Below are 13,694 nucleotides of genomic sequence, written 5' to 3'. Positions count from 1 at the left end.
GCTCCCCCACCTCATTCCTGTGCTTGTCACAGGAATCCAGCCGACGCGCGTCTGCGCGGCGGAAAGACTCCTTTCAGCCCAAGGACTTGGGCTGGCTGGATCCCTGTGACGAGCACAGGGATGAGGGAGGCATCCTTTTTCACCTTAAAGCCGCCAGCCCGCACGAATAGCCACCGGCAGACGGTCTCCGACATCAACCGCCTCGCGCGAATAGGCCCTGAGCGCCTGCCCGTCCGGCAGGTCGAGACGCAGAGCATACCGTTCGCCCTCATAAAGAACCGAGGTGACGGTGCAGGCGATGCCATCCGCATCCCGCACCACATCCTGCGGCCGCACGAGAATATCCGCCTGCGGCAATTGCCTGCCGCTCTCCATCGCTGCCCGAAGCCCCATCCAGTCGAGATCGCGCGAAGTCCCTTCCGGCACGGGCAAGGCCACGATTGCCCCCTGCCCCACCAGCGAACCGACCAGCCTGCCTTCCGGCCGCGCATAAAGCTCCGCCGGCGGCGCGACCTGCAGCAGCTTGCCATGCGACATGACGGCAACGTCGGTTGCAAGCGCCATGGCTTCGGCCTGGTCATGGGTGACATAGATCATCGTCGCACCGGAGCGGATGTGGAACTCGCGGAACGTCTCCTCCATCTCCTGGCGAAGATGCCGGTCGAGATTGGCGAGCGGCTCGTCGAGCAGCACCACGTCCGGCTCGGTAACGAGGCAGCGGGCAAGCGCCACGCGCTGACGCTGGCCGCCGGAGAGTTCGGCAGGACGGCGGTCGGCAAAGCTCTCGAGGCGGACGGCGGCAAGCGCCTGACGCACCTTTTCGCGATATTTCTCCCCCGAAATACCGCGCACCTTCAAGGGATAACCGGCATTATCGGCCACCGACATATGCGGCCAGAGCGCATAGGACTGGAACACCATCGCCATGTTGCGCCGCTCCGGCGGCACCATGCTGCCGGCATCGGCCAGCACTCGCTCGCCAAGCAGGATGGAACCATCGGTCGGCTGTTCGAAACCGGCGATCATGCGCAGCACCGTCGTCTTGCCGCAGCCGGAAGGGCCGAGCAGCGCCAGGAAACCACCGTCACGCACGGTGAGCGACACGTCGTCCACGGCGGGCTTGGAACCTGCCCCGAAACTTTTCGACAGGCGGTTGAGGATCAGTTTCGCCAAGGGACGACTCCTTTCGGCAGATAGCGCCCCAGAATTTCGAGCAGAGCCATGAGGATAATCACCATGATGACGACAAGCACCGAAAGCGCCGAGGCGAGATCGAAACTGCCGCTGTCATCGAGATTGTAGATGAGCACGCCGAGCGTCTGGGTGCCGGCGGACCAGAGGAGCGCCGAGACCGTCAGCTCATTGCAGGCGATGAGGAAAACGAGAATGACCGAAGCACCCGCCGCAGGCCCGACCAGCGGCAGGATGATATCTTTCAGCCGCCGCCAGAAACCGGCGCCGGAGAGCCTTGCCGCCTCTTCCAGCGACGGATCGAATTGCAGGAAGGCGCTGACCATGGGTTTGAGGCTGACGGCGAAGAAAGAAGAGAAATAGGCAAGCAATATGATCCAGATCGTGCCGTAGAGCGTCACGCCCAGCAGCGGGATGGGGGCCGCAAAGAGCAGCACGAAGGACACGGAAATCACCACGCCCGGCAGCGCATAGGGAATATCCACCAGCGCCGAGAGCAGGAACATGAAGCGGCTCTTGCCGCGCACCAGGAAATAGGCCGTCAGCACCGTCACCGCCAGCAGGCAAAGCGACGTGGCTGTCGCCAGAAACAGCGAATTGCGGAAAGCGGTGCGCGTCACGCTCTGCCGGTAAAGCAGCTCCTCATAGGCGTGCAGGGTCGCCGTCTTGAGGCTGAGCGGCACGCCATAGGCGGGGGCGAGCGAGCTTGCCACCAGTGCCGTCAGCGGCGCCACCAGCATGAAGAACAGCACGAGCCACAGAACAAGCTCCGCCGGCACCCGCCAAAGCCCAAGCCGGAAGGTCGCCGCCTTGCCGGAAAGGCCGATGATGCGATAGTCCCTGCCCTTCATCGCCCGCTCCTGAAGCGCAAGCCCGGCCACGGAAATGATGGCAATCATGGTGGAGAGAATGGCGATATCGCCGAATGTGCTGGTGCCGAAACTGGCAAAACGGCTGTAGATCAGCGTCGGCAGGGTAAAGATCGAGGCCGGAATGCCGAGGATCGCCGGAATGCCGAAATTGCCGACACTGGAGACGAAGGAGATCGCCGCCCCGGCGATCAATCCCGGCGTCGAAAGCGGCAGGATGATATCGAACAGCACGCGGTGCGGTGATGCACCGGAAAGCTTGGCGGCCTCGATGCCATCCTGCGGCAGGGCAAGCAGCCCGGCGCGTAGCGACAGATAGACAAGCGGCGCGTGCTGCACGCCGAGCAGAAGCGCGATGCCCGCAATCGAATAAAGCGGCTGCGGCGAGCCCATCGCCGGCGCAAGGCCGATGGCCTTCAAAAGCGTACTCGACGGGCCGGTCATGCCGATCCACGACAGCGCCGTCACCTGCGGCGGGATCATCATCGGCAGCATGAACAGGAAGCTCAGGATCGACTTGCCGCGTATGTCGCACAGCGTCAGTGCAAGCGCGAAGGCGCCGCCGATGACAAGCGAAATCAGCATGCCGAAAAACGAGGTGGAGAGCGTGTTCAGCGCCGCATCCCAGAGAGCGGGATCGGCCAGAAGCCGCCATATGTCACCATTCAGTGACGAAATGATGCCGGTATAGGCGAGACGCCCGAGCGGCAGGGCGCTGAGTGCAAAAACGACACTTACCACAAAAGGAAACAGCCAGCGCGGCTGGCTGCTTCCATAGGCATTTGAACGGGACATGCCGCTATATCAGCCCTTGGAGCCGAAAATATCGGAGAATGTCTTCAGGTCCTGTTCGGAGTTCTTCAGCGCATCGGCGGCGCTAAGCGGCAGAACCTTGATCTTGTCGCGGGCCGGGAAGCCTTCCGGCATGCCGGCATCGGCGCGCACGGGGATGTAACCGAGCTTGACGAAGCCCTGCTGGCCCTTTTCGGACAGCACGTAATCGACGAACTTCTTGGCCGCTTCCTCGTGCTTGGTGCCCTTGATAATCGCAACCGGCTCGGTGACGGCCGAAACGCCCTCTTCCGGGAAAACGAACTCGACCGGCGCGCCCTTGGCCTTTTCGCGGATCGGCATGTAGTCAACGACGACGCCATAAGCCTTTTCGCCCGAAGCGACGGACTTCAGAACCGCGCCGTTGCCGCCACCGGCAATGGCTTCATTGGCCTTCAGCTGCTTGTAATAGTCCCAGCCGAGGCCGTTTGCGGCGGCAAGCGTCTGTGCATGGATCAGCGCAGCACCCGAGGTGAGCGGGCTCGGCATGGTCACGAGACCCTTGGCCTCGGCCTTCGCCAGATCCTTCCAGCTCGTCGGCTTCATCGCGGCGGCGGTATTGTACATGATGCCTGTCGTGATGAGCTTGGTGGAGTAATAATAGCCATCCGCATCATAAAGCGAGGCATCGATATTCTTGGCTTCGGCAGACTTGTGGGCCAGCAACTGGCCGGCCTGCTTCATGCGCTCCAGCGTTACCGTATCGGCGATCAGAAGCACGTCGGCAACCGGATTGCCGGCATTGATCTCGGCCATCAGCTTGGCCATGATCTTCGGCGTTCCGTCACGCACCCATTCAACCTCGAGACCGGGATTGGCGGCCTTGAAACCATCAACGGTCGCCTGCGCGTCCTCGTTCGGCTGGCTGGTGTAAAGCACCAGATCGGCGGCATTGGCGGCGGTGGCGATGAAGCCGAGCGATACGACGGCGGTGAAAGCGGAAAGCAGCGTTTTCATGGGTCCAGTCCCTGTTGTTCGGTGGGACCGCTTAAACATGATTGCATAACATGTATGTGACAGGCAGGATTTTTGAGGTGTGATCTCTTGGGGCCGTCAGGATTGAGAGTAACATTGCCCCTCAGCACTCGCGGTTTACCCCCCTCTGCCCTACCGGGCATCTCCCCCTCAAGGGGGGAGATCGATCTGTGGCTAGGCCTCGCCCATCTCGACGCTTGAGAGGGGAGTAACGGTAGAGCGTCTTGCTGATCTCCCCCCTTGAGGGGGAGATGCCCGGCAGGGCAGAGGGGGGTAAGCCACACCCTCCACCTTTCAAGGCCTCATCGCCAGCCCCCTCAAATCGCCGCGATCGCCTCGCCCGTTTCCGCCTGCGCCGTCGCAATCAACCGGCCAAGCCGTTTCATGCCCTCTTCAATCATCGCCTCGTTGGCGCAGGAGAAGCTGATGCGCAGCGTATTCGTACCGGAGCCATCCGCGAAGAAGGCACGGCCGGGAACGAAGGCGACCTTTTCCGTGGCGATGGATTTCGCCAGCAGTGCGGCCCCATCCATGCCCTCAGGCAGCGTCACCCAGATGAACATGCCGCCTTCCGGTTTCGTCCAGCGCGTGCCCTTCGGCATATATTTGTCGAGCGCGGCCAGCATCGCATCGCGGCGCGCGCTATAGGCAGCCTTGATCTTGGCGACCTGTTCATCGAAGCCGCGCGAGGCGACCCGTTCGATGGCGATCTGGTTGATGGTCGAGGAATGCAGATCGGCGGCCTGCTTCATCAGCACCAGCTTGCGGATAACAGGTGCGGACGCAACGATGTAACCGACGCGAAGGCCGGGGGCGAGCGTCTTCGAAAAGCTGCCGCAATAGATGGTGCGGGTGTTCTCGATGCCGCCGGAGCGGGCGATGTCGAGCGCCATGATCGGCGGAACAGCCTCGCCATCGTAACGCAGCGACTGATAGGCAGCGTCTTCGATGACGGCGATATCGAGCTCATCGGCCAGCGCCAGAACCTTTTCGCGGCCGGCCAGATCGACGGTTTCGCCGGTCGGATTGGAGAAATCGGCAGAGAGATAGGCAAACTTCACCGCGCCGCCAAGCTTGGCGGCCGTCTCACGATAGGCCTCGGGCGTGCGGTTGCCGCGGGGGTTCAGCTGGTCGTAATTGGGCTCGTAGGCGTTGAAGGCGGAAAGCGCACCGAGATAGGTCGGCCAGGTCACCAGCGCCGTATCCTTCGGCGACAGGAACAGCTTGCCAAGATAATCGAGACCCTGCTGCGAACCGGAAACGATGAAGACGTTGTCGGCGGTGCAATCAATGCCGATCTCGGCCATTTCGCCTGCCAGCCATTCGCGCAGCGGCTTGTAACCCTCGCTGACAGAATATTGCAGCGCCGCGTTGACCTGCGAACCCGAAAAAATTTCCGCGTAAGCCTGCTGGAATTCCTCTGCGGGGAAAAGAGCCGGGTCCGGAATGCCACCGGCAAAGGAGATGATATCGGGTTGCTCGAGCAGCTTCAGCAACTCGCGGATTTCAGACGCTTTCATGCGCGAAGAGCGCGTGGCGAAAATTTGTTCCCAATCAAGCATGGGTACGTTTCCTCTTGTGTCGTTTTTATGCGTGCATCTTTACAGAAATGTCGATACGTCAGCAATACTGACTTATCAGTTTTTCGAATTATTTCTGCCTCCCTGCACATTGCCCGCAGCCGGCCCGCCTTGGAGCCGGATTTTACGGACAAAGCCAAATACACCCTTGCGCAAAGCTTCACAATCACACCTTTGCGATTGACGCCGCATGGTTTTCCGGCTGCATTGCGCGCGCGCCGCAACACGGCGAAAGCATCACGGGAGTTTGACGACATGCTGAAAAATATCGACCCGGCGCTGAATGCCGATGTCCTGCACGCGCTGCGCGCCATGGGTCACGGCGATACGCTGGTGATCTCCGACACCAACTTCCCTTCCGATTCGGTGGCCCGCCAGACGACCGTCGGCAAGGTGCTGCATATCGACAACGTCTCCGCCGCCCGCGCCATGAAAGCCATCCTCTCCGTCCTGCCGCTCGACACGCCGCTGCAGCCTTCCGTCGGCCGCATGGAAGTGATGGGCGCGCCCGATCAGCTGGAGCCGGTGCAGGCCGAGGTGCAGAAGGAAATCGACGCGGCGGAAGGAAAATCCGCCCCCATGTATGGCATCGAGCGTTTCGCCTTCTACGAAAAAGCCAAACAAGCCTATTGCGTCATCACGACGGGCGAAACCCGGTTTTATGGTTGCTTCCTCCTGACGAAGGGCGTCATCCCGCCAGCCACGTAAGGCCGAAGACGGGAAAATTGCGCCGCCCGCCCACCTTCATGACAATTTCAAGTTGTTATGGCAAAAACTTCCACTAGGCTTGAAAAAACCAACCGGAGGTGTGCGGATCATGACCCAATATGTCCTGGCGTTCTGGAATGTCGAAAACCTGTTTGCGCCGGAGGGTTATCCGGCGCGCGAGCCGTGGATTGCCGAGCGGCTGAAGAACGACCTGAAAGGCTGGACCGAGGACCTGTTCAAAACCAAGGTCAAACAGCTCGGCCTGATCATAAGCCAGATCGGCGGCGCGGGACCGGATCTGCTCGGTGTCTGCGAAGTCGAGAACCGTTTCGTTCTGGAAACGCTGGCGGAACATCTGAACGACCTCATGCCCGCGCGCTCCTATCGTGTCGTGCACGCCGATTCCAGCAAGGATCAGCGCGGCATCGATACCGCCTTCATCTATGACAGCGAAAAGCTGCTGATCAACGAAAACGAGATTTTCAGCCATTTCGTGATGCGCCGCACCGGCACGCGCGACATTACGCAATGCACCTTCATCACCAAGGGCGGCCGCCAGCTTATCGCGCTCTCCAATCACTGGCCGTCACGCTCGGGCGGCGCGGTGGAAAGCGCCGGTTTCCGCATGACCGCCGGCGAAACGCTGGGCTACTGGCACCAGCGTATCCGGGAAGAAAAAGGAAACGATATCGCCGTCATCGCCTTCGGTGATTTCAACGATGATCCTTCCGACGCTTCGCTCCGCTATCACGCCAATTCCACCCGCGAGCGCGACGATGTCGAAAACTCGCAATCGGCCATGTTCTACAATCTCGCCTGGAACTATCTGCGCCAGCCGGTGGTGGATTCAGTCGGTTCGGCAAGAACGATCTACGGCACGCTTTATTTCAACGGAGACGCCAACATCTTCGACCAGATCCTTGTTTCCAAATCGCTTCTGAGCGGCGGCAGCGGCTTCAAGGTGCGCGAGGAAACCGCGAAGGTGGAAGCCATCGCCGCCATGGTCAGCCACAGCAAGAACGAAGGACCGATCCGCTTCGGCCTGTCGAAAGGCGATGCGGTCAAAAACGTCAATCTCGGCGGCTTTTCCGATCATTTCCCCGTTTCGGTCGTTGTCGAGGAAGACGACACCGTCGTGTGATCGGCAATAAGCCGGCATCGAAAACAAAAAAGGCCGGGGCTTTCGCTCCGGCCTTCCTGCCAAGAATACCTTACTTGATCGGGGCGGTGAACGACCAGTGAGACTGAACGATCCGCCAGCCCTCATTCTGGCGGCGATAAACTTCCGTACAGTTCCAGCGCATTTCTTTCCCCTCGCTACCGCTGTAGGAGTTGAAACGGAATGTAAGAACGGCCGCGTCACCTATTTCAGTCACATGCGGTTCAATCATTTCGTGGCGGGGAGCAAAAATCTTGCCGCGGATTCCCTCATAATATTCCGTGAGTTTCTCAAGACCATCAAGCCTTTGCGGTAGGTAGGGGTCGAAATAAACAACATCGTCCGCCGAAAGCTCAAGAAAACCGGACGGGTCACCGTTACACCAGCGCTCAAGAGCAGCCAACTCAAGCGCGATCACAGGATGCGTCTGAAGCATAAAAGAATATCCTCACTTGCGAAAAGAATAAAAAATACGACTTCTTTCATCCCGAAATATTGACTTATTAAAACAAAAAAAGCCGGGGGAAACTCCCCGGCTTTTCTATCGCATTGCAGCAATAATTCAAGCTTAGTTGACGGCCTTGTCGACCAGCTTGTTCTTGCCGATCCAGGGCATCATGCCGCGCAGCTTGGCGCCGACTTCTTCGATCTGGTGGGCGTCGTTGTTGCGACGAATGCCCTTGAAGCGTGCGCCGCCGGCCTTCCATTCCTGCATCCACTCGGAGGTGAACTTGCCGGTCTGGATGTCGTGCAGGACGCGCTTCATTTCAGCCTTGGTGTCGGCGGTGATGATGCGCGGACCGGTGACGTATTCGCCCCACTCGGCCGTGTTGGAGATCGAGTAGTTCATGTTGGCGATGCCGCCTTCATAGATCAGGTCGACGATCAGCTTCACTTCGTGCAGGCACTCGAAATAGGCCATTTCCGGTGCGTAACCGGCTTCGACCAGAGTTTCGAAACCGGCGCGGATCAGTTCGACGAGACCGCCGCACAGAACGACCTGTTCGCCGAAGAGGTCGGTTTCGCACTCTTCCTTGAAGTTGGTTTCGATGATGCCCGAACGGCCGCCGCCAACGCCGCAGGCGTAGGAGAGAGCGAGTTCAAGCGCGTTGCCGGAAGCGTTCTGGTGAACGGCAACGAGGCAGGGAACGCCGCCGCCCTTCTGGTATTCGCCGCGAACCGTATGGCCGGGGCCCTTCGGTGCGATCATGACGACGTCGAGCGAAGCCTTCGGCTCGATGAGACCGAAGTGAACGTTGAGGCCGTGTGCAAAAGCGATTGCTGCGCCATCACGGATGTTGCCGGCGATGTCGGCCTTGTAGATGTCGGCCTGCAATTCGTCAGGCGTCGCCATCATCAGGAGGTCGCCCCACTTGGCGGCTTCGGCAACGGTCATGACCTTGAAGCCGTCGGCTTCGGCCTTCTTGACGGTCGGCGAACCGGCCTTCAGGGCGATGACGACGTTCTTGGCGCCGGAATCCTTGAGGTTCAGCGCATGGGCGCGGCCCTGGGAGCCGTAACCGACGATGACGACATTCTTGGACTTGATGAGATTGAGATCGGCATCACGATCATAATAAACGCGCATTTTATGGTCCTTCCCTAATGCTTGTCTCTCAGTTGTCTGAACCGGAATCTCAGGCGGGTTTGCCGCTGAGTTCCGAATGTACCTTTTCCGTCCCGTAGAGCGTCAGAAAGGCGACGACCGCCTTCTTTGCCCGGGCGGAAAAATCCTTGTCCGGTGCCTCGCCCAGCAGCATGCGCACATGCAGATCCGAGACGATGAGACCGTAAAAACTGCGATACGCCTCCTCGGCGTCATCGAAACGCAGATAGCCGGAACGGCGACCCGCTTCGATCAGTCCACGCGCCCGACGGTCGATCTGACGACGGCCGCGTTCGAGCAGCAGATCGCCGAGCTTCGAGCCATCCCGGCTCGCCTGCCCGATCGCCAGACGGTTGAGCGCCAGCGATACGTCGCCCGCCAGCACGTCCAGCAGATCATGCGCGAAAACCTCAAGGTGATCGGCAAGCTGCGGCGCGGAGACGCGGTCGCCGGCCTTCTCGAAGGTGCGGACCTTGCTCTGCTGGAAAGTGATCATCGCCGCCAGCAGGCCATCGCGATCACCGAACCACTTGTAGAGGCTTTCTTTCGAACAGTTGGCGGCGCGCGCCAGCCCCGATGTGGTGAGCGCTTTCTCGCCGCCCTCGACCAATAGACGCAATGCCTGATCCAGAACGGCGTTCTGGCGCGGCGAAAATTCCTGCGCTGTGATCGGGTCGGAAGCCAAGTCTTTTCCACTCCAGGGGCTCGATTAATGTACCGTACGGTACGGTTCGAGCGCCATTTAAGCGGAGGCAGCGTTGGGGTCAAGCGGATTCTTCGGGGGATGGGAATAATTGACGCGCTGCCGCGTATTGGGGATGGAAGCGTGGTGGGGTTCTTTAGGCGGTTGTGCGTTGATAACGGAGCGATGGCGCGTGGGGCTTACCCCCCTCTGCCCTGCCGGGCATCTCCCCCACAGGTGGGGAGATCGATATGCCGCTACGCTTCGCCCATCTCGAGGACAGAGAATGAAGCAGGGCCAAAGCTGCTTGCCGATCTCCCTCCTTGTGGGGGAGATGCCCGGCAGGGCAGAGGGGGGTAAGCCCCACGCGCCACCGCTCCGCCTTGAATGGACATCTACCCCGCCGCCATCTCACGCGAAGCATCAATATCACGCGACGGCGACAGTCCATAAAACCGGCTATATTCGCGGCTGAACTGCGACGGGCTCTGGTAACCGACACGATGGCCCGCCGTGCCCGCATCCAGCCTTTCCGCAAGCATCAACCGGCGCGCCTCATGCAGCCGCAGCTGCTTCTGGTACTGCACCGGCGTCATCGCCGTGATCGTCTTGAAATGATGATGGAAGGACGAAACGCTCATGCCGATATGCTCGGCAAGGTCTTCGATGCGCAGCTGGCGCGCGAAATTCTCGCGCAGCCACGCAATGGCGCGGGCAATGCGGTTGCCCTGGCTGCCGGCCGCAATGATGTTCATCAGCTGCCCGCCGGCCGGTCCGGTCAGGATGCGATAGAGGATTTCCTGCTCGATCAGCGGCGCCATGGCGGCGATGTCGGCTGGACGATCGAGCAAGCGCAGAAGCCGGATGGCCGCATCGAGAAGCTCCGGTGTGGCCTTGTTAACGACGATGCCGCGTTGCCCATTCGCCGGATCCGAAGGTGGATCGATCGGTACGCGGCTCATGAGATCGAGCAGCTTTTCACTGTCTATGGCAAGGGCGATGCAGAAGTGCGGCACCTCCCTGCTCGCCTCCACCACCCGCCAGGCAACCGGCAGATCGAGTGACGTCAGGAGATAGTCGCCGGCGCCATAATTGATGGTGTCCGTGCCCAGCTGAACGCTTTTCGAGCCCTGGATCACGAGTGCGAGCGAGGGACGGTAACTGCCGTGGCACGGCGCGCTGGGGATCGTGCGCCGACTGATGCCGAGGGATTCGATCGCCGTCCGCACCTCCCCGTCCTGGGTGGCGTGCCGCGCGGCGATGGAGGCGATCTCCTGATAGACATTGAACGGCAAGGACATGAGGGAAAATCCCCTGGCTGAAGGAAGAGACATATTGGATGTCTCTTATTTATAAAGCCGCCCGGCATCCGCAAAGAGCACACGGGTATTTTTTGCAGGATCGTGCAAGAAGCTCGGAGGATCGCTCTAACGCCCCTTGACGCTTCCATCGCATAGTCCGCCGTCCCCAACTCCCGAAAGGATATTCAGATGGCTATTGCAAGAGGTTATGCTGCGACCGACGCGTCGAAGCCGCTTACCCCGTTCACCTTCGAACGCCGCGAGCCGAATGATGACGACGTCGTCATCGATATCAAATATGCCGGCATCTGCCACTCGGACATCCACACCGTCCGCAACGAATGGCACAATGCCGTGTACCCGATCGTTCCGGGCCACGAAATCGCCGGTGTCGTCCGCGCCGTTGGCTCCAAGGTCACCAGGTTCAAGGTCGGCGACCATGTCGGCGTCGGCTGCTTCGTCGATTCCTGCGTCGGCTGCGCCACGCGCGATGTCGATAACGAGCAGTACCTTCCGGGTCTCGTGCAGACCTACAATTCCGTGGAACGCGACGGCAAGACCGCGACCCAGGGCGGTTACTCCGACCATATCGTCGTCAGGGAAGACTACGTCCTCGCCATTCCGGAAAACCTGCCTCTTGACGCCTCCGCGCCGCTTCTCTGCGCCGGCATCACGCTCTATTCGCCGCTGCAGCACTGGAATGCCGGCCCCGGCAAGAAGGTTGCAATTGTCGGCATGGGTGGCCTTGGCCATATGGGCGTGAAGATCGGCTCGGCCATGGGCGCTGATATCACCGTTCTCTCCCAGTCCCTGTCGAAGAAGGAAGACGGCCTCAAGCTCGGCGCGAAGGACTATTACGCCACCAGCGACGCCTCGACCTTCGAGAAGCTCGCCGGCACCTTCGACCTGATCCTGTGCACCGTTTCGGCCGAAATCGACTGGAACGCCTATCTCAACCTGCTGAAGGTCAACGGCACGATGGTTCTGCTCGGCGTGCCGGAACATGCGATCCCGGTCCACGCATTCTCGGTCATTCCCGGCCGTCGTTCGCTGGCCGGCTCGATGATCGGCTCGATCAAGGAAACCCAGGAAATGCTGGATTTCTGCGGCAAGCACGACATCGTTTCGGAAATCGAGAAGATCGACATCAAGGACGTCAACGAAGCCTATGAGCGCGTGCTGAAGAGTGACGTGCGTTACCGCTTCGTCATCGACATGGCCTCGCTCGACGCGTGATGCACATCAAGACGACGTCTTGATTGAAAAAGGGGCGGGAAGCACCAATCCCGCCCCATCTTTTGAAAGGCCTTTCGCCATACTCGACCTCATCCTCGGCCTTGTGCCGAGGATCTGCCAATGTCACGTCAACTCGCTACGTTGTAGATGCTCGGGACAAGCCCGAGCATGACGGAGGGAGGCTCACAAGCTTCATCGCACCCTGAGCAGAGAGAATGCAGTGCTGGCTTCCCGCCCTTTTTCCTCAACCGCCTACCCTTAACCCTCGTCCTTCAGCGTCTCTTTCTGGGTAATCAGCCGCGCACTGTGCTGGCCGCTCAGATAAATCCACAGCCAGCTCCACGCCACGGCAAGCCGCGACCGGGTCCCAATCAAAAAGTAGATATGGGCAAGCCCCCATATCCACCACGCCAGCACGCCCCTCAGCTTGAACCTGCCGAAATCGATCACCGCCGCGCGTTTACCGATGGTGGCGAGATTGCCCTGATGGCTGTAACGGAAAGGCGCCGGCAAGGGCTTACCCTCCAGCCGCGCCCTGATGACCCTCGCAACATAAGCGCCCTGCTGCTTTGCCGCGGGCGCAATGCCCGGCACCGGCTTGCCGTTCTCCTGATTGACGGCGGCCGTATCGCCGATGACGAAGATATCGGCATCGTCTTCGAGATTGAGATGCGGTCCGACGATGGCCCGCCCCGCCCTGTCCGCGGCAGCATCAAGCCATTTGGCGGCGGGCGACGCCTGCACCCCGGCGGCCCAGACCACGGTGCGGCAGGGATAATAGGTCTCGCCCACCGTCACACCGTCGTCGCTGCAAGCCGTCACCGGCGTGCCCAGCAAAACCTCGACGCCGAGCTTCTCAAGCGCTTCCTTGGCATAGGCGGAAAGGTCCTCGGTGAAAACAGGCAGGACGCGGGGGCCGGCTTCGACGAGCAGCACGCGGGTCTTCCGGGTGTCCACATTGCGGAATTCCGCCGGCAGCGCCTTGTGGGCCAGTTCGGCGATCATGCCGGCCATTTCCACGCCCGTCGGGCCTGCCCCGATGATGACGAAGGTCAGCTGCGCCTGCCGTTCCTCCTCACTGGTGGCAAGTTCGGCCCTTTCGAAGGCCAGAAGCAGGCGGCGGCGGATTGTCGTCGCATCTTCCAGCGTCTTGAGGCCGGGGGCGGAACGCTCCCACTCGTCACGGCCGAAATAGGCATGGCGCGCGCCGGTGGCCAGCACCAGCGTGTCGAAGTGGATCGCTTCACCCGAATTCAGATGCACCGTTCGTGCCGCCCGGTCCACACCGGTCACCTCGGCAAGCAAGGTCGTCACCTCCTTGCGGTCGCGGTAGAGATGGCGGATGGGCCAGGCAATTTCGGATGTCGCGAGAGCCGTGGTCGCCACCTGATACAGCAATGGCTGGAACAGGTGATGATTGCGGCGATCTATCAAGGTGATGCGGACAGGGGCCCCCTCCAGCCCGTGTACCAGTTGCAAACCGCCGAAGCCTCCACCCACGACGACAACATGATGTTCTTGCATATGTCTCTGCCTTCAAAAGCTCGCGCACGGAG

At 60.6% G+C, this 13,694-nt stretch carries 12 protein-coding genes; 3 read left to right on the top strand and 9 right to left on the bottom strand.

The window, feature by feature from the left end:
- Positions 1-144 precede the first annotated feature (144 nt).
- From ACIQUH_RS07150 to ACIQUH_RS07135, 4 genes are all read right to left on the bottom strand, one after another.
- On the bottom strand, positions 145-1,173 hold the full coding sequence (locus ACIQUH_RS07150; protein WP_400813384.1) for an ABC transporter ATP-binding protein: 1,029 nt from the start codon (positions 1,171-1,173) through the stop codon (positions 145-147).
- Positions 1,161-2,855 (bottom strand): ABC transporter permease, encoded by a 1,695-nt coding sequence (locus tag ACIQUH_RS07145; protein ID WP_400813382.1) that lies wholly within the window; start codon positions 2,853-2,855, stop codon positions 1,161-1,163. Before ACIQUH_RS07145 ends, ACIQUH_RS07150 begins: the two co-directional genes overlap by 13 nt.
- Before the next feature lie 9 nt (positions 2,856-2,864).
- A complete protein-coding gene (locus ACIQUH_RS07140; RefSeq protein WP_400813380.1) occupies positions 2,865-3,848 on the bottom strand; it encodes an ABC transporter substrate-binding protein in 984 nt (327 codons plus the stop codon).
- A 335-nt stretch (positions 3,849-4,183) separates the two neighbouring features.
- Positions 4,184-5,428, bottom strand: a complete 1,245-nt coding sequence (locus ACIQUH_RS07135; RefSeq protein WP_400813379.1) for a PLP-dependent aminotransferase family protein — start codon at positions 5,426-5,428, stop codon at positions 4,184-4,186.
- Positions 5,429-5,701: 273 nt separating this feature from the next.
- Between ACIQUH_RS07135 and ACIQUH_RS07130 the strand changes: the two genes are divergently transcribed.
- Positions 5,702-6,154 (top strand): RbsD/FucU family protein, encoded by a 453-nt coding sequence (locus tag ACIQUH_RS07130; RefSeq protein WP_400813378.1) that lies wholly within the window; start codon positions 5,702-5,704, stop codon positions 6,152-6,154.
- A 109-nt stretch (positions 6,155-6,263) separates the two neighbouring features.
- Positions 6,264-7,295, top strand: a complete 1,032-nt coding sequence (locus ACIQUH_RS07125; RefSeq protein ID WP_400813377.1) for an endonuclease/exonuclease/phosphatase family protein — start codon at positions 6,264-6,266, stop codon at positions 7,293-7,295.
- Between the two features lie 70 nt (positions 7,296-7,365).
- Here the strand turns inward: ACIQUH_RS07125 and ACIQUH_RS07120 are convergent, their stop codons facing one another.
- The 4 genes from ACIQUH_RS07120 to ACIQUH_RS07105 all read right to left on the bottom strand — a co-directional run bounded on the left by ACIQUH_RS07120 (position 7,366) and on the right by ACIQUH_RS07105 (position 10,902).
- Positions 7,366-7,749: a YybH family protein gene (locus ACIQUH_RS07120; protein WP_400813376.1), complete on the bottom strand. Its 384-nt coding sequence runs from the start codon at positions 7,747-7,749 to the stop codon at positions 7,366-7,368.
- A 132-nt stretch (positions 7,750-7,881) separates the two neighbouring features.
- Positions 7,882-8,901 (bottom strand): ketol-acid reductoisomerase, encoded by a 1,020-nt coding sequence (gene ilvC / locus ACIQUH_RS07115; RefSeq protein WP_046798127.1) that lies wholly within the window; start codon positions 8,899-8,901, stop codon positions 7,882-7,884.
- A 49-nt stretch (positions 8,902-8,950) separates the two neighbouring features.
- Positions 8,951-9,604, bottom strand: coding sequence for a TetR/AcrR family transcriptional regulator (locus tag ACIQUH_RS07110; RefSeq protein WP_003507581.1), 654 nt, complete (start codon positions 9,602-9,604; stop codon positions 8,951-8,953).
- A gap of 392 nt (positions 9,605-9,996) precedes the next feature.
- Complete coding sequence (locus ACIQUH_RS07105; protein WP_400813375.1) at positions 9,997-10,902, bottom strand: AraC family transcriptional regulator N-terminal domain-containing protein; 906 nt, start codon at positions 10,900-10,902, stop codon at positions 9,997-9,999.
- Between the two features lie 189 nt (positions 10,903-11,091).
- On the opposite strand from ACIQUH_RS07105, the gene ACIQUH_RS07100 reads away from it, so the two are divergent.
- Positions 11,092-12,138, top strand: coding sequence for an NAD(P)-dependent alcohol dehydrogenase (locus tag ACIQUH_RS07100; protein WP_400813374.1), 1,047 nt, complete (start codon positions 11,092-11,094; stop codon positions 12,136-12,138).
- Positions 12,139-12,396: 258 nt separating this feature from the next.
- On the opposite strand, the gene ACIQUH_RS07095 is transcribed toward ACIQUH_RS07100, so the two are convergent.
- A complete protein-coding gene (locus tag ACIQUH_RS07095; RefSeq protein WP_400813373.1) occupies positions 12,397-13,662 on the bottom strand; it encodes an NAD(P)/FAD-dependent oxidoreductase in 1,266 nt (421 codons plus the stop codon).
- Positions 13,663-13,694: the final 32 nt, after the last annotated feature.

Origin of the sequence: Agrobacterium sp. NPDC090283 (assembly GCF_044769685.1) — a bacterium.
Classification (GTDB): domain Bacteria; phylum Pseudomonadota; class Alphaproteobacteria; order Rhizobiales; family Rhizobiaceae; genus Agrobacterium.
The sequence above is the reverse complement of the archived record's forward strand: the minus strand, read 5'-3'. Positions and strand labels throughout refer to the sequence as shown.

Bases quoted from the DNA above. Each gene is read 5' to 3' on its own strand.
- ACIQUH_RS07125 (WP_400813377.1), top strand. From the start codon at position 6,264: ATGACCCAATATGTCCTGGCGTTCTGGAATGTCGAAAACCTGTTTGCG.
- ACIQUH_RS07095 (WP_400813373.1), bottom strand. From the start codon at position 13,662: ATGCAAGAACATCATGTTGTCGTCGTGGGTGGAGGCTTCGGCGGTTTG.
- ilvC (WP_046798127.1), bottom strand. From the start codon at position 8,901: ATGCGCGTTTATTATGATCGTGATGCCGATCTCAATCTCATCAAGTCC.
- ACIQUH_RS07130 (WP_400813378.1), top strand. From the start codon at position 5,702: ATGCTGAAAAATATCGACCCGGCGCTGAATGCCGATGTCCTGCACGCG.
- ACIQUH_RS07120 (WP_400813376.1), bottom strand. From the start codon at position 7,749: ATGCTTCAGACGCATCCTGTGATCGCGCTTGAGTTGGCTGCTCTTGAG.
- ACIQUH_RS07105 (WP_400813375.1), bottom strand. From the start codon at position 10,902: ATGTCCTTGCCGTTCAATGTCTATCAGGAGATCGCCTCCATCGCCGCG.
- ACIQUH_RS07145 (WP_400813382.1), bottom strand. From the start codon at position 2,855: ATGTCCCGTTCAAATGCCTATGGAAGCAGCCAGCCGCGCTGGCTGTTT.
- ACIQUH_RS07140 (WP_400813380.1), bottom strand. From the start codon at position 3,848: ATGAAAACGCTGCTTTCCGCTTTCACCGCCGTCGTATCGCTCGGCTTC.
- ACIQUH_RS07135 (WP_400813379.1), bottom strand. From the start codon at position 5,428: ATGCTTGATTGGGAACAAATTTTCGCCACGCGCTCTTCGCGCATGAAA.
- ACIQUH_RS07100 (WP_400813374.1), top strand. From the start codon at position 11,092: ATGGCTATTGCAAGAGGTTATGCTGCGACCGACGCGTCGAAGCCGCTT.